At 59.7% G+C, this 16,545-nt stretch carries 22 protein-coding genes; 11 read left to right on the forward strand and 11 right to left on the reverse strand.

Going from position 1 to position 16,545, the window contains the following annotated elements; translation table 11 throughout:
- Positions 1-8 precede the first annotated feature (8 nt).
- From ACR3FC_RS08410 to ACR3FC_RS08420, 3 genes are read right to left on the reverse strand one after another with little or no spacing between them, the layout of a single operon-like run.
- Entirely contained in the window at positions 9-644 is a 636-nt protein-coding gene (locus ACR3FC_RS08410; RefSeq protein WP_480474290.1) for an HAD family hydrolase, read from the reverse strand.
- Positions 637-1,197, reverse strand: a complete 561-nt coding sequence (gene rsmD, locus ACR3FC_RS08415) for a 16S rRNA (guanine(966)-N(2))-methyltransferase RsmD (RefSeq protein WP_480474291.1) — start codon at positions 1,195-1,197, stop codon at positions 637-639. Before rsmD ends, ACR3FC_RS08410 begins: the two co-directional genes overlap by 8 nt.
- A complete protein-coding gene (locus ACR3FC_RS08420; protein WP_480474292.1) occupies positions 1,194-2,405 on the reverse strand; it encodes an NAD(P)/FAD-dependent oxidoreductase in 1,212 nt (403 codons plus the stop codon). Before ACR3FC_RS08420 ends, rsmD begins: the two co-directional genes overlap by 4 nt.
- Positions 2,406-2,504: 99 nt before the next feature.
- On the opposite strand from ACR3FC_RS08420, the gene ACR3FC_RS08425 reads away from it, so the two are divergent.
- The 4 genes from ACR3FC_RS08425 (at position 2,505) to ACR3FC_RS08440 (ending at position 4,024) form a co-directional block, all read left to right on the forward strand.
- Positions 2,505-2,990 (forward strand): redoxin family protein, encoded by a 486-nt coding sequence (locus tag ACR3FC_RS08425; RefSeq protein WP_480474293.1) that lies wholly within the window; start codon positions 2,505-2,507, stop codon positions 2,988-2,990.
- Positions 2,991-3,093: 103 nt separating this feature from the next.
- The gene (locus tag ACR3FC_RS08430; protein ID WP_209598444.1) at positions 3,094-3,339 is read left to right on the forward strand and encodes a glycine zipper 2TM domain-containing protein; all 246 of its coding nucleotides are present in this window, start codon (positions 3,094-3,096) and stop codon (positions 3,337-3,339) included.
- 10 nt (positions 3,340-3,349) lie between these two features.
- Positions 3,350-3,697 carry an EF-hand domain-containing protein gene (locus tag ACR3FC_RS08435; RefSeq protein WP_480474294.1) on the forward strand — a complete coding sequence of 116 codons (348 nt, stop codon included), beginning with the start codon at positions 3,350-3,352 and terminating at the stop codon, positions 3,695-3,697.
- A gap of 15 nt (positions 3,698-3,712) precedes the next feature.
- The gene (locus ACR3FC_RS08440; protein ID WP_480474295.1) at positions 3,713-4,024 is read left to right on the forward strand and encodes a hypothetical protein; all 312 of its coding nucleotides are present in this window, start codon (positions 3,713-3,715) and stop codon (positions 4,022-4,024) included.
- Here the strand turns inward: ACR3FC_RS08440 and ACR3FC_RS08445 are convergent.
- From ACR3FC_RS08445 to ACR3FC_RS08460, 4 genes are read right to left on the reverse strand one after another with little or no spacing between them, the layout of a single operon-like run.
- Positions 4,021-4,314, reverse strand: coding sequence for a 4a-hydroxytetrahydrobiopterin dehydratase (locus tag ACR3FC_RS08445; protein WP_209505128.1), 294 nt, complete (start codon positions 4,312-4,314; stop codon positions 4,021-4,023). The genes ACR3FC_RS08440 and ACR3FC_RS08445 overlap by 4 nt on opposite strands.
- Complete coding sequence (locus ACR3FC_RS08450) at positions 4,311-5,498, reverse strand: GNAT family N-acetyltransferase (protein ID WP_480474296.1); 1,188 nt, start codon at positions 5,496-5,498, stop codon at positions 4,311-4,313. Before ACR3FC_RS08450 ends, ACR3FC_RS08445 begins: the two co-directional genes overlap by 4 nt.
- Before the next feature lie 45 nt (positions 5,499-5,543).
- Entirely contained in the window at positions 5,544-6,311 is a 768-nt protein-coding gene (locus tag ACR3FC_RS08455) for a glycerophosphodiester phosphodiesterase family protein (RefSeq protein ID WP_480474298.1), read from the reverse strand.
- Positions 6,308-6,763, reverse strand: coding sequence for a RidA family protein (locus ACR3FC_RS08460; RefSeq protein WP_480474299.1), 456 nt, complete (start codon positions 6,761-6,763; stop codon positions 6,308-6,310). The genes ACR3FC_RS08455 and ACR3FC_RS08460 overlap by 4 nt, the downstream gene beginning before the upstream one ends.
- Before the next feature lie 350 nt (positions 6,764-7,113).
- On the opposite strand from ACR3FC_RS08460, the gene ACR3FC_RS08465 reads away from it, so the two are divergent.
- Both ACR3FC_RS08465 and ACR3FC_RS08470 read left to right on the forward strand, forming a co-directional pair.
- A complete protein-coding gene (locus ACR3FC_RS08465) occupies positions 7,114-7,884 on the forward strand; it encodes an MlaA family lipoprotein (RefSeq protein WP_480476848.1) in 771 nt (256 codons plus the stop codon).
- The gene (locus ACR3FC_RS08470; RefSeq protein ID WP_480474300.1) at positions 7,874-8,473 is read left to right on the forward strand and encodes an MlaC/ttg2D family ABC transporter substrate-binding protein; all 600 of its coding nucleotides are present in this window, start codon (positions 7,874-7,876) and stop codon (positions 8,471-8,473) included. Before ACR3FC_RS08465 ends, ACR3FC_RS08470 begins: the two co-directional genes overlap by 11 nt.
- Before the next feature lie 102 nt (positions 8,474-8,575).
- On the opposite strand, the gene fliP is transcribed toward ACR3FC_RS08470, so the two are convergent.
- From fliP to fliF, 4 genes are read right to left on the reverse strand one after another with little or no spacing between them, the layout of a single operon-like run.
- The gene (gene fliP, locus ACR3FC_RS08475) at positions 8,576-9,307 is read right to left on the reverse strand and encodes a flagellar type III secretion system pore protein FliP (RefSeq protein WP_480474301.1); all 732 of its coding nucleotides are present in this window, start codon (positions 9,305-9,307) and stop codon (positions 8,576-8,578) included.
- Positions 9,307-9,594, reverse strand: coding sequence for a FliM/FliN family flagellar motor switch protein (locus ACR3FC_RS08480; RefSeq protein WP_480474302.1), 288 nt, complete (start codon positions 9,592-9,594; stop codon positions 9,307-9,309). Before ACR3FC_RS08480 ends, fliP begins: the two co-directional genes overlap by 1 nt.
- Positions 9,587-10,183, reverse strand: coding sequence for a FliH/SctL family protein (locus ACR3FC_RS08485; protein WP_480474303.1), 597 nt, complete (start codon positions 10,181-10,183; stop codon positions 9,587-9,589). Before ACR3FC_RS08485 ends, ACR3FC_RS08480 begins: the two co-directional genes overlap by 8 nt.
- The gene (fliF, locus tag ACR3FC_RS08490) at positions 10,183-11,766 is read right to left on the reverse strand and encodes a flagellar basal-body MS-ring/collar protein FliF (protein ID WP_480474304.1); all 1,584 of its coding nucleotides are present in this window, start codon (positions 11,764-11,766) and stop codon (positions 10,183-10,185) included. The genes ACR3FC_RS08485 and fliF overlap by 1 nt, the downstream gene beginning before the upstream one ends.
- 118 nt (positions 11,767-11,884) lie before the next feature.
- Between fliF and ACR3FC_RS08495 the strand changes: the two genes are divergently transcribed.
- The 5 genes from ACR3FC_RS08495 to ACR3FC_RS08515 are packed head-to-tail and all read left to right on the forward strand — an operon-like array spanning position 11,885 to position 16,516.
- Complete coding sequence (locus tag ACR3FC_RS08495) at positions 11,885-12,382, forward strand: flagellar basal body-associated FliL family protein (RefSeq protein ID WP_480474305.1); 498 nt, start codon at positions 11,885-11,887, stop codon at positions 12,380-12,382.
- A 9-nt stretch (positions 12,383-12,391) separates the two neighbouring features.
- A complete protein-coding gene (locus ACR3FC_RS08500; protein ID WP_480474306.1) occupies positions 12,392-12,874 on the forward strand; it encodes a hypothetical protein in 483 nt (160 codons plus the stop codon).
- Positions 12,871-13,455, forward strand: a complete 585-nt coding sequence (locus ACR3FC_RS08505; RefSeq protein WP_480474307.1) for a MotE family protein — start codon at positions 12,871-12,873, stop codon at positions 13,453-13,455. Before ACR3FC_RS08500 ends, ACR3FC_RS08505 begins: the two co-directional genes overlap by 4 nt.
- A 47-nt stretch (positions 13,456-13,502) precedes the next feature.
- Entirely contained in the window at positions 13,503-14,372 is an 870-nt protein-coding gene (gene motA, locus ACR3FC_RS08510) for a flagellar motor stator protein MotA (RefSeq protein WP_209505140.1), read from the forward strand.
- Complete coding sequence (locus tag ACR3FC_RS08515) at positions 14,369-16,516, forward strand: hypothetical protein (RefSeq protein ID WP_480474308.1); 2,148 nt, start codon at positions 14,369-14,371, stop codon at positions 16,514-16,516. The genes motA and ACR3FC_RS08515 overlap by 4 nt, the downstream gene beginning before the upstream one ends.
- Positions 16,517-16,545 lie beyond the last annotated feature (29 nt).

Genomic DNA, 16,545 nt, shown 5'->3' on the forward strand with positions numbered 1-16,545 from the left:
GTTGGGGGTCAAAGTCGCAACAGCGGATGTGCCTGTGACATATCCGTGATCACCTCGGCCCCCAGATCGGCCAGCCTGTCACCACCGCCATGCGGCGCGTAGGCCAGACAGCGCATATTGGCCCGGATTGCAGCCGTAACACCGTTGTGGCTGTCTTCGATAACCACGGGGGCCTGTGCGCCAAAATGTTCCGCCGCCAGTTGGAACATCTTTGGATCAGGCTTGCCGGTACCAAGCACATGGGCCGAGAACATCACATCTTTGAACCGGTCCCAGAGCCCGTTCTGGCCGAGCGTGATCTGCATCTTGTCCGGGCTGCCGTTTGAGGCCACGCAATAGGGGATGCCCCGCTGATCCAGCGCCGCAAGCAGGTCCGTGACACCCGGCACCAAAGGCACACCGGCGCGCAGGCGGTCGTAGGTTTCGGCATAGACCTGATCAATCCAGTCTTCGGGCAGGTCTGCGCCCATCGCACGCGCCTTGTCACGCACCCCGACCATGGTTCCGCCCACAAACAGGGACATGCATTCGGGCAAGGTCAGGTGCAGGCCATAGCCCGCCAGATTGTCCGCCAACACCTGGTTCGAGATCACCTCGCTGTCGACCAGAACGCCATCGCAATCGAAAATGACCAGATCATGCACTCTGATCACCGTTCCGCATCAATGAGATATACGTGTCGCCATATTTGCGGCTGTCGTGCAACGTGAACCCGGCCGGGGCCTGCATCCGTGAGTTTTCTTCCCAAACCAGCAGCGCATCATCCGCGATCCAGCCGTTGGCCAGCGCGGCGATGGCTTTCTGTCCCATGGCCTTGCCATAGGGCGGGTCCAGAAAGATCAGATCGTAGGGCGCGTCCGGATTTTCGCCCAACCGGGTTGCATCGCGGCGGATCAGGTCGGTGCGCCCGGCACTGCGGGTCAGGTCGATATTCTTGCGGATCAAACCCTGCGCCACACGCCCGTCATCGACGAAGGTGACATGCGCCGCACCGCGTGACAATGCTTCGAGTCCGAGCGCGCCGGTGCCAGCAAACAGGTCCAGCACGCGCAGGCCGTCGAAATCGATCTGATGGGCCAGCACGTTGAACAGGCTTTCGCGCACCCGGTCGGTGGTCGGGCGCAGATGTGCGCCCGCATCGCCCTTGCCGACGGGGGTCAGGGCGCGACCGCGGAACTCTCCGGCGATGATCCTCATGCCTTGAGCAGCGGTTTAAGGTCTGCGTCCGGGTCAGCCACGACAGCCGGGTCGGCCGTTTTTCCCATTTCGATCAGGCGTTTGCCGACCATATAGGCGCGCGGATCGTTCATCGCGTCGACCGCAATCAGTTTTTCCCCGTTGTAATACCAGAAGGACACGGTCTGCCCGTCGCCCTGCCGGGTCACCACGCGGTTATATCCGGTGTTCAGACCCGCGATCTGAAGCTTGACCTCGTATTGATCCGACCAGAACCACGGGGTTGCCACATAGTCCTTGGCCGCACCCAACATGTTCTGGGCCACGATCTCGGCCTGATCAATGGCATTGGGGACGCTTTCCAGACGGATGCGGCCTTCGCCATGGGGAAAGGAGGCGCAATCCCCAGCCGCCCAGATCGACGGGTCGGACGTGCGGCCATGGGCGTCGGTTCTGATGCCGTTGTCCAGGTCCAGCCCCGCCATCTCGGCCAGTTGGGTTGCGGGTGCAATGCCGACGCCAACCACAACGAAATCAACGTCCAGCTTTGTTCCGTCAGTCAGAACCGCACCGGTGACCTTGCCGTTTTCGCCGATCAGATGATCCAGCCCGACGCCTTCGCGGATGTCAGCGCCGTATGCACTGTGCAACGCGCGGAAATAATCGCTGGTCTCGGGCGCTGCGACCCGTTGCAGGATACGGTCGGCCATTTCGACCAGAGTGACCTTGACACCGCGCTTGGCGCAGACGGCGGCAGCTTCGAGCCCGATATACCCGCCGCCCACGATCAGCGCGCGGGCACCTTCGGTCACTTTGGGCTCCATCTCGTCGATATGGGCCAGATCGCGCACCACATGCACACCGTCCAGATCCCCACCAATCGCTGCGGGCAGGCGGCGCGGGTCAGACCCGGTGGTCAGCGCCAGTTCGTCGTAAGAAATAACCTCATCCCCCAGGGTGACCGTTTTGGCCTTGGGGTCGATACCGGTGACGCGCTGACCCAAACGCAGGGTGATGTTGTTTTCCGTGTAAAAACTTTCGGGGCGCAGGAACAGACGCTCAAGCTCCATCTCGCCCAGCAGATAGGCTTTGGACAGGGGTGGGCGCTGATAGGGCAGATGCGGCTCGGCCCCGATCAGAGTGATCTCACCCGCAAACCCGTCCTTGCGCAGACGAGCCACCAAAGAGGCGCCTGCCTGCCCCGCGCCGATCACGACAATATGGCTCATGCTTTGTCTACCCCGTAGTTTTCAAGTGGTCACTGTGACCAGACCACCTATATTGCGGCTAAGCCCATTTCTGCAAATCCAAACGACAGGAGCTGAATAATGATTTCAACAGGAGATACCCTACCCGAAGCAACGCTGATCCAGATGGGTGCGAACGGGCCGGAAGAGGTGCGGATTTCAGACAAGACCAAAGGCCGCAAGGTGGTGATCTTTGCCGTGCCGGGGGCCTATACCGGAACCTGCACGACCGCCCATGTGCCCAGTTTCATCCGCACAAAGAAACAGTTTGACGCCAAGGGCGTGGACGAGATCCTGTGCCTTTCGGTCAATGATCCGTTTGTGATGCAGGCGTGGGGGCAATCCACAGGCGCGACCGAGGCGGGGCTGACCATGGTGTCGGACGCAGCGGCAGAGTTCACCAAGGCCATCGGCATGGATTTCGACGCGCCGCCCGTGGGGCTTTTCGCGCGGTCCAAGCGGTATGCAATGCTGGTCGAGGATGGCACGGTCACGGTGCTGAATATGGAAGAAAACCCCGGCGCCTGCGAGATTTCCGCCGGTGAAGGCCTGTTGGATGTGATCTGATTTTGATCGGCCCCGGTCCGACCGGGGCCTTTCGCCGCCAAATTAACTTGAAGCACCGCCCCAGAGCGCGAATACTTGGCGTATTCATACGGGGAGTTTTTTCATGAAACTTAACGCGTTCTACCTATTACTGTCCGGCGCAGCCCTTTTGGCGGCCTGTGGACCGGCCCCAACCCCGCAACAGCAAGCTGCACGCCAGCACGAAATTGCCTGTCTGGGCGGAACGTTGGGCGGGGCGCTTATCGGGGGCGCGATCGGCAACCAGTTTGGTGGCGGATCAGGCAAGACGATCCTGACCGCAGCGGGCGCTGCCGCTGGCGGCATCGAAGGTCAGAGATTCGCGTGCTGAGGAGGTCGATATGAAACAGCTAAGCCTAGTGATGTTCATGGTGGCTTTGGCCGGTACGGGTCACGCCGAAAGCGTGGCTGAACTGCACGAAAACGAGTTGAAGGCCATCGACGCCAACAATGACGGGTTCCTGTCCAAAGACGAGTTCGATGCTTTCTCGGATTACGCCTTTCAGACGATGGACGAAGACAGGAACGGCACTTTGGGTCAGGCCGAGGCCAAACCGTTCATGGATATCAAACTGTTCCGCAACGCTGACCGAAACGGCGACAACGTAATCTCAAGACCTGAATTTGACACCCAGATGGGCGAGGATTTCCAGTCTGCCGATCAGGACGGGAATGGTCAGCTTGACTAACAGCAGGAGCATGAGATGAACAAATGGCTTGGGGTGACGGCGCTGGGGCTGGTTGCGGCCTGTGACGTGCCGCAGGCCCCGATGGTGACAGGCCCGGACGGGCAGGCCCGCATACAGATCAACCTGTCTGGCCTGACCTGTTATGAAAACAAGTGTCTGGATATCAACCCGGCCGCGCGCAGCGTGCGGCAGATCGGAAACAAGACCACGGGTATTCCAAGGGCGATTGATGTCAGCGACGGCACTGTCACGCCTGTCGAGTTCCGGCAGATGGGCACTGCCGCATCGCTGGCTGGCGGAGAAGGGTCAGGCCGCAACGATCGCTAGCACAGACTGTCCATCTTGCGGGCCAGCTTGGCATCCAGCGACGACAGGCCGCCCACGTCATGGGTGGACAAGACAACTTCGACCGTGCGGTAGACATTGAACCATTCGGGGTGATGGTTCCACTTCTCAGCCCAGATTGCCACCTGTGTCATCCAGCCGAAGGCGTGGACAAAATTGTCGAAAATGAAGGTCTTGGTGATCGCATCGCGGCCTTCAACCATGGTCCAACCGTTTTTGAACAGCGGATCCAGCAGCGGGCCACGGGTTTCGGTCGACAAGAGTTCGGTCATTGCTGTTCCTCCGGGTTCGATTTCCTGAACGGGCCGTAATCCGTCAGAATCTCGATCTCTTCTTCCACTGCGTGGCCTTCGGCGTCCAGATATTTCTTGACCGCATCGGCAAAACCCGGATCGCCTACCCAATGCAAGCTATGCGTGCGTGTTGGCAGGTACCCTCGCGCCAGCTTGTGTTCACCCTGTGCGCCTGCCTCGACCCGGGCCAGACCTTGGGCAATGGCAAAGTCGATTGCCCTATAATAGCACAGTTCGAAATGCAGGCAGGCATGATGTTCGATGCAACCCCAATAACGCCCAAAAAGGGTTTCACGGCCGATATAGTTCAACGCACCCGCAATGGGAAATCCATTCCGTTCGGCCAGCACAAGGGCCATGTCATCTGCCATCGTATCCTGTGCAATATCAAAGAACCGCCGCGTCAGGTAGGGTGAGCCCCATTTGCGCGATCCGGTGTCCTGGTAGAACCGCCAGAACGCGTCCCAATGTTCGGGGCGCAGCTGGTCACCGGTCAGAGTGCGGATCTCACCACCAAAACCACAGGCCTGCGCACGTTCTTTCCGGATAGTCTTGCGCTTGCGCGACGACAGCGCGCTCAGAAAGCCGTCGAAATCCGAATAGTTATCGTTCAGCCAGTGAAACTGCTGCGATCGGCGCAGCATCAGACCCATCTGTTCGCCAGCCAATGCTTCATCCTCGGTACAGAAGGTCGCGTGAAGGGACGAAACCCGGTTGTCAGCCGCAAGCTGCACCGCCCCCTGAACCAGCGCCGACATACCGATCCGTTCATAGCCCGGACGCACCAGAAACCGCCGCCCGGTTGCCGGGGTGAACGGCACCGCGATTTGCAGTTTGGGGTAATACCGCCCGCCCGCGCTTTCATAGGCATGGGCCCAGCTGTGATCGAAGATGTATTCGCCCTGGCTGTGCGACTTGGCATACATCGGGGCCGCCGCGATCAGCATCCCGTCATGATAGGCCGTCAGGTATTGCGGCTGCCAGCCGGTGCCACGCCCTACCGAGCCGCTGTCTTCCAGCGCCAGCAAAAAGCGATGTGTGGTAAAGGGATCAAGCGGCCGCCCGCCATCGGCAGCTTCGGGGCAGGCGCAGGCATCCCACTCTGCCGCTGAAATCTGCGACAGAGCGCCCAGTACCTGAACCTCGATCTGTGCCTGATCCATATGTCCTCCGCGCCTGTCCTTTATCTGTGACCGCACGGAGGGGGTTCAAGTCGAATGCGCAGCCAAATAGCCTTCGAAGGTCACATTGTCGGCAACCTTGCGGGCTTCTGCCTCTTGTTCGGGCGACCGGATTGTCCAACACAGGATCGGCACGCCCCGCGCCTTGAGTTCCGCCACGCGGGGGCGCGACAGGTCTGCGGCTTCGTGGCTGATGAAACTGGCGCCGACACGGTCGAAATCCGGGATATCGCGCAAGTGATCGCAGACGCTTTGCGGCAAAAGCTCGACACTGGGCTCATACGCGCAGGTCGTGATCCCGCGCGGCAGATGCGGGGCCAGCCGCGCCAGTTCAGCGACCGAGTTGGGATTGAAGGACATCAGGGCCACCGGGCCTTTGTAGCCCTGCAACGCGCGTACGGTGTCGCGTTCAAGCGCGCCCACCTTCGTGCCCATCGCCCCGTCCTGATCCTTTAATTCGATCAGCAACGGCACCCGGCCCGCGACAATTTCCAGCACATCATCCAGTGTCGGAATGCCGTCATCCCCATGCAGAAGCGGCGTGCCAGAGGCGGCCAGTGCCGTGACCTGCTGAATGGGCCCCGACTGCCCGGTCAGACGGGTCATGTCATAATCGTGAAAGACCATTGCCTGGTCGTCCGATGTCAGTTGAAGATCGATCTCGATCCCGTAGCCAGCTTCAATCGCGGCACGAATGGCCGCCCGGCTGTTTTCCGGGCGGTTCTTGGTAATGTCGTGCAGCGCCCGATGCGCAATCGGGGCCTGCAAAAACACATCTGGTAGGGGCGGCGTCATTCGATTTCGAAAATGCCTTCGATCTCGACCGCGACACCCAGCGGAAGCGACGCCGCGCTGACGGCGGAACGCGAATGGCGACCGGCATCGCCCAGCACCTCGACCAGAAAATCGGACGCGCCGTTGATCACCTGCGGCTGTGCCGTGAATTCAGCGGTCGAGTTCACGAATCCGGTCAGCTTGATCACGCGGACCAGCTTTTCGATATCGCCGCCGCAAGCCGCCTTGACCTGTGCCAGCAGGTTGATCGCGCAGACACGCGCCGCCGCAGCCCCGGCTTCGACATCCAAGTCATCGCCCAGTTTTCCGGTGATCAGCTTATCAGTCTTCGAGATCTGGCCAGATACATAAAGGATGTTGCCGACACGCACGAAAGGCACATAGTTGGCCGCAGGCGCGGGCGCGTCTTCCAGCGTTACACCGAGGCTTTCCAGTTTTGCAGCGATGCTCATTGCGAGGGTCCTTCCCTAATATCAACTCAGCGGGACGCTAACCGGGAAGCACGGATTGGGAAAGACGGAAACCGGCAAATTTCGGCCTTCATGCGATCTGAGCGTATCTTTACTGAAAACTCACTGTTGATCGACGGTCACTTTACCCCACCGTGATGAACAGGTTACACGCAAGGTGTTTCATTTAAGACCTGAAACGACTATGTGACTGCAACTTGTGCCACCCCGGCACGTGGATATTGGTGAATTATTGATTGAATGTCCGGCGGGCGCATGTGCCGGGCCATTTAGGAGAAACAAAGATCGTGTCGAGCAGATTTCGCCTGAAACACCTTGTTTTACTGTCGGTCATGGCCCTTGTGTCCGCTTGCGCAACAACGCCGCCAGAGGGTGCCTTGCGCAGCGACGTGTTTGATCCGTACGAAAATGCGAACCGGGGAATTCACAAGTTCAATCTGGGTGTTGACCGGTTCCTGTTCCGTCCGGCCTCGAAAGGGTATGTCAAAATCGTTCCTGACCCGATGGTCACCAGTTTCAGCACTTTTGCCGAAAACATCTCGCTGCCCGGTCAGGCAGTTGACTACCTGCTTCAGGGCAACCCAAAACAGATGGGCAATGCTCTGCTGCGCTTTGTGATCAACATGACCGTCGGCGGCTTTGGCTTGTCCTCGCCCGCTGATGAGCTGAACCTGCCACCCGTTGACACTGATTTCGGTGAGACCCTGCATGTCTGGGGGGTTGGCGAAGGCGCTTATGTCGAGCTGCCGTTCTATGGCCCGTCGACCCAAAGGGATGCGATCGGGGTTGTGGTCAACCTGTTCTCGAATCCGATCAATTTCAGCCCGACCCGACCCGCCGACAATCTTGGTGTCTACGCCGAAATCGTGCGGCGCATGGGGGATCGGGGCCGGTTCTCGGATACTGTCGATTCCATTCTTTACGAAAGTGCCGACAGCTATGCGCAGGCTCGCCTGATCTATCTACAAAACCGCCGCTTCGAACTGGCAAGAGATGACGAAGACGCCTATCTGGATTTGTATTCTGACCCCTATGCCGAAACCGGGACGGACCCGGTCAGGGACCCCTATCTTGACCCCTATGAGGACCCCTATGCTGAATAACGCGTTGAACCGTCGTCATTTTATCGCAGCCGGGCTTGCGCTGGCAGTGCTGCCCGTACCTGCCTTTGCCCAGACCGAGGCCGCCGCCAAGGCGCTTGTGACCAACGTGGTTTCCGACATCAACCGGGTGATCGAGTCGGGTAAATCCGAAAAAGCGATGCTGCGCGATTTCGAAAAGATCTTTGTTCAATATGCTGATGTGCCGATCATGGCGCGCTATGCGTTGGGTGCGGACGCCCGCACAGCCAGCCCGACCCAGCTGAAACAGTTCACCGCTGCATTTCAGGGCTATATCTCGCGTAAATACGGTCGCCGTTTTCGTGAATTTATCGGCGGTGAGGTCGATGTTCGCAATGCCCGCAAGATCAAAGCCGGGTACGAGGTTCGCACGTTGGTCAAGCTGCGCGGATCAGCCCCGTTCGACGTAACGTTCCTTGTTTCCGACAAATCAGGTCGGGACAAGTTCTACAACATGTTCATCGAAGGCGTGAATCTGTTGCTGACCGAGCGAACCGAAATCGGCGCGATGCTGGACGCCCGCAAAGGCAATCTGAATCAACTGATCACGGACCTGAAAAAGACGGGTTAAGCCGTTTCCGGCACAAAAGTGTGCCGGACAGCTCGTGTTTTTGGAAGTTCAAGAGGGTCGGGTCTGCCTGACCCTTTCTCGTGATGCGCGTGCCTGACAGATTTACGGCATGTAGCTGCGAACCAACGCGCCTGCGATCAAAGCCCACCCGTCAGCGATTACGAAAAACGCCAGCTTGAACGGCAAAGACACGATGGCAGGTGGCACCATCATCATGCCCATCGACATCAATACCGCTGCAACCACAAGATCAATGATCAGAAAGGGCAGGAAGATCAGGAACCCGATCTGAAAGGCGCGCGCGATCTCGGACAGCATGAAAGAGGGCATCAATACCGATAGAGGGGCCTGGGCTGACAGCTCGATCGCGTCACCGCCGGGGCGCAGGGCCGCCATTGCATAAAACGTATCTGAATCCAGCCGGTTCGCCATGAAGGTACGAAACGGCTCTAACGCGCGTTCCAGCGCGGGCTCGACCGCCATGGTTTCTTCCATCATCGGGCGTATTCCCGCGGTCCAGGCCTCGGTGAACACCGGGTCCATGATGAAATAGGTCAGAAACAGCGCAAGACTGACCAAAAGCATATTCGGCGGTGATTGCTGAAGGCCAACACCCTGCCGCAGGATCGACAGCACGGTGATCAGAAACGGGAAGCAGGTGATCATGATCGCCAGACCCGGAGCAACGCTGAGCACCGTGATCAACAGGATCAACTGTATGGTGCGGGCCGAGATCGAACCGCCTTCGCCCAGCGACAGGGTCACATCCTGAGCCGCCGCCATCGACGGCAGGGACACCACTACAGCCAGACCCAGCCAGATCACATAGCGCATCAGCCGATTCCGTTTTGCAGATCTGCAATCTCGGTCAGGCGCACGGCCAGTTGCCCCGCCTGATCGCCATCCATCTCCTCAAGCACCCCGCGTGCCACCAGCTGATCCCCGACATACAGGTCGACCGGGTCTTCGATCCGCTTGTCCAGGGTCAGCACCGCGTTCTCACCCATGTTCAGCAAATCCCGGATCAACGGGCGGGCGCGGCCAACCGAAACGGTCACTTCAATCGGAACCGTTTCGAAAGGATTGGGTTTTTCAGTTATCGGGAACTGGGTGTCATTCATTGGACAAAGCCTTTCTTGCCTCAAAGACGTATGCGTCAAATGCCTGTGCAATGGTGGACAGCAGGGCCGCGCAATCAATCTCGCGCCGGCTTGTGCCGACCTGTAATCGCGCCTGTCCAGGCGCCAGGCCAAGGTCTTCGATGACACGCGGTGCGGATTGCAAGGTCTGCGGCAGCAGGGATTGCACCGCTTGCGCGCACCCTTCCGGCACCATGATCTGCATCGGTTGTTCGATTTCCGTGCGCGCCATTTCGCAAAGCTGTTCGACGATCCGGGCGGCCAACCCGCGTTCGACCATGTCAGGCAATACGGTCTGAACCAGGCTTTCGAACATCGGTTCCAGAGACAATGTCATCCGGGTAAGCGCCTCGTGATAGGTGAAGGACATATCCTCGAGCGATCCCGCCAGTTCGGCCGAAACGCGGTCGCGGTTCTGTTCCTGCGCCTGCGCGGCATCCTCCCAACCCGCCCCGTACCCGTTTTCGAACGCGGCAAGGCGTTGTTCTTCCAGCGTTTCCTCGTCCAGATACAGAACGGCTCCGGCGCTGGTTCGGGTGGTGAAATCCTCAAGCAGATGAGCGATGGACATCACACGCGCTCCTCACCTTCTTCAAGCCAACTGCGCAGGATCTCGACCGTTTCTTCCTGTTTGTCGCCGATCATTGCGCGCAACCGATCAACCGGGTCCCCGATGGCACTGACCCCAAGCACGGGAACGGTCCCTTGTTGGGGCAGTGGCGTGAACTCTGCCGTTCCGTCCGCCGCGATTTCACCGGTCAGGACCGACGGGGGCGGAGCCCCCCCCTCCGCAGCTGGCAACATCGCCGGGACCATCGCAGGTTTCATCAGGATCGGACGGATCACGAACAACGCCAGCACCAGCGACACCAGCGCCAACGCTGCCATCTGGATCAGTGACATGGCGTCCAGGTGGATGTTTTGCCAAAGCGAAGAGGAAACCAGCGTGCCTTGTGGCGCGACCGTTGGTAAATCCAGCGATTTCAGAGTGATGACATCCCCGCGCACGGCGTCAAATCCCACAGCCGAGGCCACCAGCTCTTCAAGTGCTTCGAGTTCCGTCTGCGGCAGCGGTGTGAAGGATTCAGCGCCCGAGGCATCCACCGCCCGCGTTCCGTTGACCAGAACGGCAACCGTAAGGCGTTTGATCGCACCGGGGGCGGTGTGCACCTCCAGCTCGGTTTCGGAAACCTCGTAATTCACCCTCTCACGTGTCTGGGTCCCGGTCGAATTCGATTCTTCCCCCCCCGCGCCATCGCCGTCGGGCAGGTTTGAGGCCACCGTGACATCAGCTGACTGGTTGCGCGCGCTGTCGGAGCGTTCCTCGACATCTGTACTGATCGCCACCCTGCCCTTGGGGTCAAAGCGTCGCTCACGCAGGGATTCCGTCCTGGTTTCGGTATCGACGCTGACCTCGACAACGGCATTCCCCGTACCGACACGCGCTTCGACCAGACGCAGAACCCGTTCCCGCAGCTGCCGCGCCTTGTCATCTGCCGTGTCAGCGGCCACGGCGGTGTCCTGCCCGCCAATCACGGACCCGTTCGAATCGATCACTGTCACGCTTTCAGGCGACAGACCACTAACGGCCGAGGCGACAAGAAACCGGATAGCCTTGGCCTGATCGCCGGTGATCTCGCCCCCCGAGGGCACCAGATAGACCGAAGCCGTCGGTGCGACGCTGCGCTGAAACGGATTGGCAGAGCCATTGGCGATATGAACGCGGGCCTGGCTGACATGCGGGCTGCCCACGATTGTACGCGCCAGTTCACCCTCTTTCGCGCGCCAGTAGGCGGCATCAAACATCTGGGAAGTGGTACCGAAACCGTTCAGCGAATCAAGCAGTTCGTAGCCCTTGGTGCCGTTGGCAGGCAGACCTTCGCTGGCCAAAGTCATCCGCAGCTCGTCCCGCTGTGCGCCCGAGACGTAAATTGATCCGCCCCGAATCTCGTAGGCCACGCCACGCTGATCCAGCGCACGCACGATATCCCCGGCGGCCCCGCTTTCCAGACCCGCGTAAAGCAGGGTCATCGACGGCGCTGTCGCAAGGCGCGACATTCCGAGGATCCCGAGAAACACCAGCACAACCGCACCGGCAACGACGATTTGTTTACGCCTGTCCAAACTTGCCCAGACAGTTCCGATCTGCTGCACACTCACCTCCGACTCGCCGACTTTCTGCCCGGCGCATCTTCTGTGTGGACGATTGCCCTTAACAATCGGTTAGTCCCTGCGAGGTTATGACAGGACAGATCACAGGAATGAGGACGTCATGACCGACGCAACGGCTGAACAGGCGGAAACCCCGGAAAAGAAGGGGAAAAAAGGGACCATCGTCGGGGTGATTCTGGCCATCGCCGGTGCCGCCGGTGGGTATTTCCTGACCTCATCCGGGCTGCTGCCGCTGGGGAACAAGGCCGAGAAGGCGGAAAGCCATGACTTGGAAAAGGAAGAACCGGCCAAGGCATTGGCGGATGTTGCCTTTCTCGATTTGCCGCCGGTGATCGTTTCGGTGAATTCCGGCGGCGCGCGGCATCTGAAGTTTCACGCACAGCTTGAGGTTAACGCCCCGTACATGACTGACGTGGAAAAAATGCGACCGCGAATCATGGATGTCCTGAACGGGTATCTGCGGGCCGTCGAATTGAAGGATCTTGAGGATTCACTGGCGTTGATGCGCATCCGGGGCCACCTGCTGCGCCGCATCGAGATTGTCGTTGGCGAAGGTCGCGTGCGCGACGTGCTGGTGATGGAATTTGTTCTGAACTAGGAGGCGAAATTGGAGCTGATTGCGGATATTTTGCTGGTCGCCGGCGCCATGGGTGCGGGTCTGTATTGTTTTGTGCTGTCGCGCCGTCTCAAGCGTTTTGCCGATCTTGAAAAGGGCGTCGGCGGCGCGGTGGCGGTGCTGTCGACCCAAGCGGAAGAGCTGCGGAAATCACTGGATGATGCGCTCAACGCCTCTGATCAGTCAGGCGACCAGCTTAGGGCGCTGACGGGGCGCGCCGAAACGGTGGCACAGCGGCTGGAACTCATGATGGCGTCAATGCACGACGTCGTGCCCGAAAAAGACGCTGATCCCCAACCTGAGGCAGAGGTTTCAGAGACAAGCACCATCACCGAAGTTCCGGAGAGCGTGAAACACGAAGGCAAACCCGAGCCGCAGGCCAGCGAAGCCGCTGCGCCCCAAGAACAGGCACGCGCACCTGAGGGGCTGATGTTCTTCCGGCATGACCGCAAGCAAGGCGAGGCGCAGGCATGAGCCGCCCGCGGATCAACACTCCCAACGCGCGGCCCCGCGGAGGGGTGCTTGCCGTGATCTCATTGCTGATGATCGGCTCGGCCGCTATCCGCATCGGGCTGGAAGCCGGACCCGCCTTTGCCAAACCAGCCAAACCTGAGGCGGAACACGATGAACCCGCCCCGTCCAACACCCGTGACATGCAGGTTCTGCTGACCGAGCTTCTGCGCCGGGAAGAGCGTGTCAAACAAAAGGAAGACATGCTGCGCGAGCGGGAAAACGCTCTGGAAATCGCGGGTCAGGCTATCGAGATGCGCATGGCCGCGCTTGAGGAGGCCGAGGAGTCGTTGCGCACCACTCTGGCGCTGGCGGACAGGGCGGCGGAAAACGACCTGACGCGCCTGACCGATGTCTATCAGAACATGAAGCCGAAAGACGCGGCTGCGCTGTTCGAAACCATGGACCCGACCTTTGCCGCCGGGTTTCTGTCACGCATGTCACCGGATGCGGCAGCCGGGGTTCTGGCGGGGCTCAGCCCCGAAGCGGCCTATACGATCAGCGTTGTCATGGCGGGCCGAAACGCCTCGGCCCCTCAGGAATAGTCGCCCGTGTTCCCCGCGGGTGCAACACACATAGCCGGAGATCTCAGATGATTGGAATTGTTGGAATTGTCGTCATTTTCGTGATGGTCTTCGGCGGCTATCTGGCCGCTGGCGGCAAGATGACCATCATTCTAAAGTCGCTTCCGTTTGAAATGATGATGATCGGTGGTGCCGCTGTTGGTGCCTTTTTGATCAGCAACGACATCGGCGGCGTGAAACACACGATCAAGGACATGGGGAAGGTCTTTAAAGGCCCGAAATGGAAGCCCGAGGATTACCGCGACCTGTTGTGCCTGCTGTTTTCCCTCATCCGCATTGCCCGCGCCAATCCGGTAGAGGTGGAACAGCACATAGAAGACCCCGGCAGCTCGGACCTGTTTTCGTCCTACCCCAGAATTCAGGCCGACAAGGAAGCGGTTGATCTAATTTGCGACACGATGCGGTCCGCGGCGATGAATTACGACGATCCGCATCAGGTCGAAGAGGTTCTTGAGAAACGGATGGAAGCGAATTTCCACCATGCCCTGCATTCGAGCCACGCCTTGCAAACCGTGGCCGACGGCCTGCCCGCGCTTGGAATTGTCGCCGCCGTTCTGGGGGTAATCAAGACAATGGGGTCCATTGATCAGCCACCGGAAGTTCTGGGAAAACTGATCGGCGGCGCCCTTGTGGGTACGTTTCTGGGCGTCTTTCTGGCCTACGGACTGGTCGGTCCCTTTGCGGCCAAGCTGAAATCCGTGGTCGAGGAAGACAACCACTTCTATCAGCTGATCAAGGAAGTTCTGGTTGCAAACCTGCACAACCACAATGCCGCAATGTGCATTGAGGTGGGACGCCAGAACACACCAACGCATAACCGCCCCGGTTTCTCCGAGCTTGAGGATGCGTTGAAAGAGCTTAAACGGGCCGCGGCATGAGGCAAATCGGGATACTGTTAGCAGCGTTGATCACTCTTGCAACGGCAGCAACCTCTGAAGAGGTGATTGTGCGGTCCGGTGAACATGACGGCTACACCCGGCTGGTTTTCAACGTTCCACCGGATACGGGCTGGGTTCTGAGCCAGCGTAAGAACAGTGCCAAGCTGGCAATTGACCTGAAGGGTGTCACATTTCGGACGGGTTCGGTGTTTGCGCGGTTGACATCAGATCGGCTGGCCGCGCTGTCGCAGGCGCAACCCGGTGGCGCGCTTGAGCTGGAATTCGGATGCGATTGCACGGCGTCGGCGTTCCTGTTTCGAAACTCGATGATCGTTCTGGACATTGCACCAGCAACAGCCCTGCCGCCCCTACTTGCAGATATCCCTCCGCCGACCCGAATAAATCGGGATGCTCTGAAACCTCAGCCCCCGGAACAAAAGCTTCCTTCCCAGCTGGACCTGCCGCTTCTGACCGGGAAGACGCAAGGGATCAGGGATCAATTGTCGACCCGTCTGGTGCAAGGGGCGGATCGTGAGCTGCTTGACCTGAATCTGGCTCCTGTCGGACCGCGCCGTTCTGCCTCGTCCGAGGCCGTGACGCTGTTACCCGGATTGACATCGAACATCCGCGTGACCTCGGTTCTGGATGATCTGCAGGACATTCTGAACTCTGGTTTGCAGCAGATCGACAACAACCCGGTTTGTATCTCAACGGCTGAACTGGGGTTCACGACATGGTCCGGGACGCGCCCGTTTCCAGAGCAGGTGTCCGCCTTGCGCACCGCCCTATACAAAGAGTTCGACCGTCTTGACGCGGAAAGCGCGCTGAGCCTGGCAAAGCTCTATGCCTATCACGGCTTTGGGGCCGAGGCGCAAAAGGTTTTGCAGTTATTGAACACCCCATCGGAAGAGGCTGGACATGTTGAAGGGATTGCACGGCTGGTGGATGAGCGGCCAGCACAGGTGCCAAATCCATTCAGGGGCCAGCAACGGTGTAACGGCGACGTGGCACTTTGGGCCGTGCTGTCCGAAGGTCAGCTGGCATCCGACGCACATCTTGAAGCCATCGAACACAGCTTTGCAAAGCTGCCAGAGCATCTTCGCCGCCATCTTGGCGCGCGGCTTTCGGATATCCTGACAAACGCGCAAGAGCTTGAGGCCGCGCGCAGGATAATGCGTTCGGTCGACCGGGTTGAACAGAACCCGTCCCCGAACGCCACGCTGGCCCGGGCTGGCGTCGCCGAAGCCGAAGGCAACGGCGCCCTTGAAGAGGCCCTGCTGACCGAGGTCGCGACCTCGGCCGGGACAAAGACCGAAGCGCCTTTGGCTTTGGCCCGGATGGTGGAAAATCGGTGGTCAGACCGCAAGACCGTGTCTTCAAGGGAACTTGAACTGGCCGCGTCTTACGCGATCGAATTCCGGCGATCCGAACTGGGCCCGATGATGAACCGCGCCCATGCGATTGCCCTGGGTCTGAGTCAGGATTTCGACAGCGCATTCGATGTGATCCAGTCTTTGCCAGACGGCCCGGACAGCAACAGCGCTTTCAACCGTCACCTGCAATTGCTGGCAGAGCGATCAGACGACCTTACCTTTTTGCGTCAGGTTACGCTGGTGCAGCAGTCGGATCGCATGGCGGCGCTGTCCACGGATACCGCGATTGCACTGGCCGAACGCTTGGCCGTGCTTGGCTTTGCCGATCAGGCCGTTGCGCTGACAAACAGGCCTGAAGATCAGGCCCGGCGATCAGAGCGCGCCCGTTTGCGCGCCCGTGCGGCGTTGTTGTCGGACCGCCCGCAACAGGCCATGCTTGAGCTGGCCAATGATACCTCGGATGAGGCGCTCGTCCTGCGGGCGCAGGCGTTGGACAAGGTGCAGGACTACGCCGCAGTGGCCGAACTCATGCAGAGCCGCGGGCAACAGGACGAGGCGAACCGATACCTATGGCTGGCCGGGTTGCCGGGGAAAAGATCGGGGCCATCTGACGGAAAATACGCAAGCCTCAACCAAACTGCGGAGGCCCTTTTGGCCCCGCCGGTTCGCGTGTCAGGCAAGCCGCTGGCTGATGCGGGAAGCCTACTGGAGGACAGTCAGGCAACGCGGCAGAGGATCGTCGAAATGCTGAACACGGTCAGGGTGGAGTGAGGTTTCCCAACCGACCGGACCAATTGCCC

The organism is Ruegeria sp. AF3, from assembly GCF_056536285.1.

Bases quoted from the DNA above. Each gene is read 5' to 3' on its own strand.
- rsmD (WP_480474291.1), bottom strand. From the start codon at position 1,197: ATGAGGATCATCGCCGGAGAGTTCCGCGGTCGCGCCCTGACCCCCGTC.
- ACR3FC_RS08420 (WP_480474292.1), bottom strand. From the start codon at position 2,405: ATGAGCCATATTGTCGTGATCGGCGCGGGGCAGGCAGGCGCCTCTTTG.
- ACR3FC_RS08425 (WP_480474293.1), top strand. From the start codon at position 2,505: ATGATTTCAACAGGAGATACCCTACCCGAAGCAACGCTGATCCAGATG.
- ACR3FC_RS08430 (WP_209598444.1), top strand. From the start codon at position 3,094: ATGAAACTTAACGCGTTCTACCTATTACTGTCCGGCGCAGCCCTTTTG.
- ACR3FC_RS08435 (WP_480474294.1), top strand. From the start codon at position 3,350: ATGAAACAGCTAAGCCTAGTGATGTTCATGGTGGCTTTGGCCGGTACG.
- ACR3FC_RS08440 (WP_480474295.1), top strand. From the start codon at position 3,713: ATGAACAAATGGCTTGGGGTGACGGCGCTGGGGCTGGTTGCGGCCTGT.
- ACR3FC_RS08445 (WP_209505128.1), bottom strand. From the start codon at position 4,314: ATGACCGAACTCTTGTCGACCGAAACCCGTGGCCCGCTGCTGGATCCG.
- ACR3FC_RS08450 (WP_480474296.1), bottom strand. From the start codon at position 5,498: ATGGATCAGGCACAGATCGAGGTTCAGGTACTGGGCGCTCTGTCGCAG.
- ACR3FC_RS08455 (WP_480474298.1), bottom strand. From the start codon at position 6,311: ATGACGCCGCCCCTACCAGATGTGTTTTTGCAGGCCCCGATTGCGCAT.
- ACR3FC_RS08460 (WP_480474299.1), bottom strand. From the start codon at position 6,763: ATGAGCATCGCTGCAAAACTGGAAAGCCTCGGTGTAACGCTGGAAGAC.
- ACR3FC_RS08465 (WP_480476848.1), top strand. From the start codon at position 7,114: ATGGCCCTTGTGTCCGCTTGCGCAACAACGCCGCCAGAGGGTGCCTTG.
- ACR3FC_RS08470 (WP_480474300.1), top strand. From the start codon at position 7,874: ATGCTGAATAACGCGTTGAACCGTCGTCATTTTATCGCAGCCGGGCTT.
- fliP (WP_480474301.1), bottom strand. From the start codon at position 9,307: ATGCGCTATGTGATCTGGCTGGGTCTGGCTGTAGTGGTGTCCCTGCCG.
- ACR3FC_RS08480 (WP_480474302.1), bottom strand. From the start codon at position 9,594: ATGAATGACACCCAGTTCCCGATAACTGAAAAACCCAATCCTTTCGAA.
- ACR3FC_RS08485 (WP_480474303.1), bottom strand. From the start codon at position 10,183: ATGTCCATCGCTCATCTGCTTGAGGATTTCACCACCCGAACCAGCGCC.
- ACR3FC_RS08495 (WP_480474305.1), top strand. From the start codon at position 11,885: ATGACCGACGCAACGGCTGAACAGGCGGAAACCCCGGAAAAGAAGGGG.
- ACR3FC_RS08505 (WP_480474307.1), top strand. From the start codon at position 12,871: ATGAGCCGCCCGCGGATCAACACTCCCAACGCGCGGCCCCGCGGAGGG.
- motA (WP_209505140.1), top strand. From the start codon at position 13,503: ATGATTGGAATTGTTGGAATTGTCGTCATTTTCGTGATGGTCTTCGGC.
- ACR3FC_RS08515 (WP_480474308.1), top strand. From the start codon at position 14,369: ATGAGGCAAATCGGGATACTGTTAGCAGCGTTGATCACTCTTGCAACG.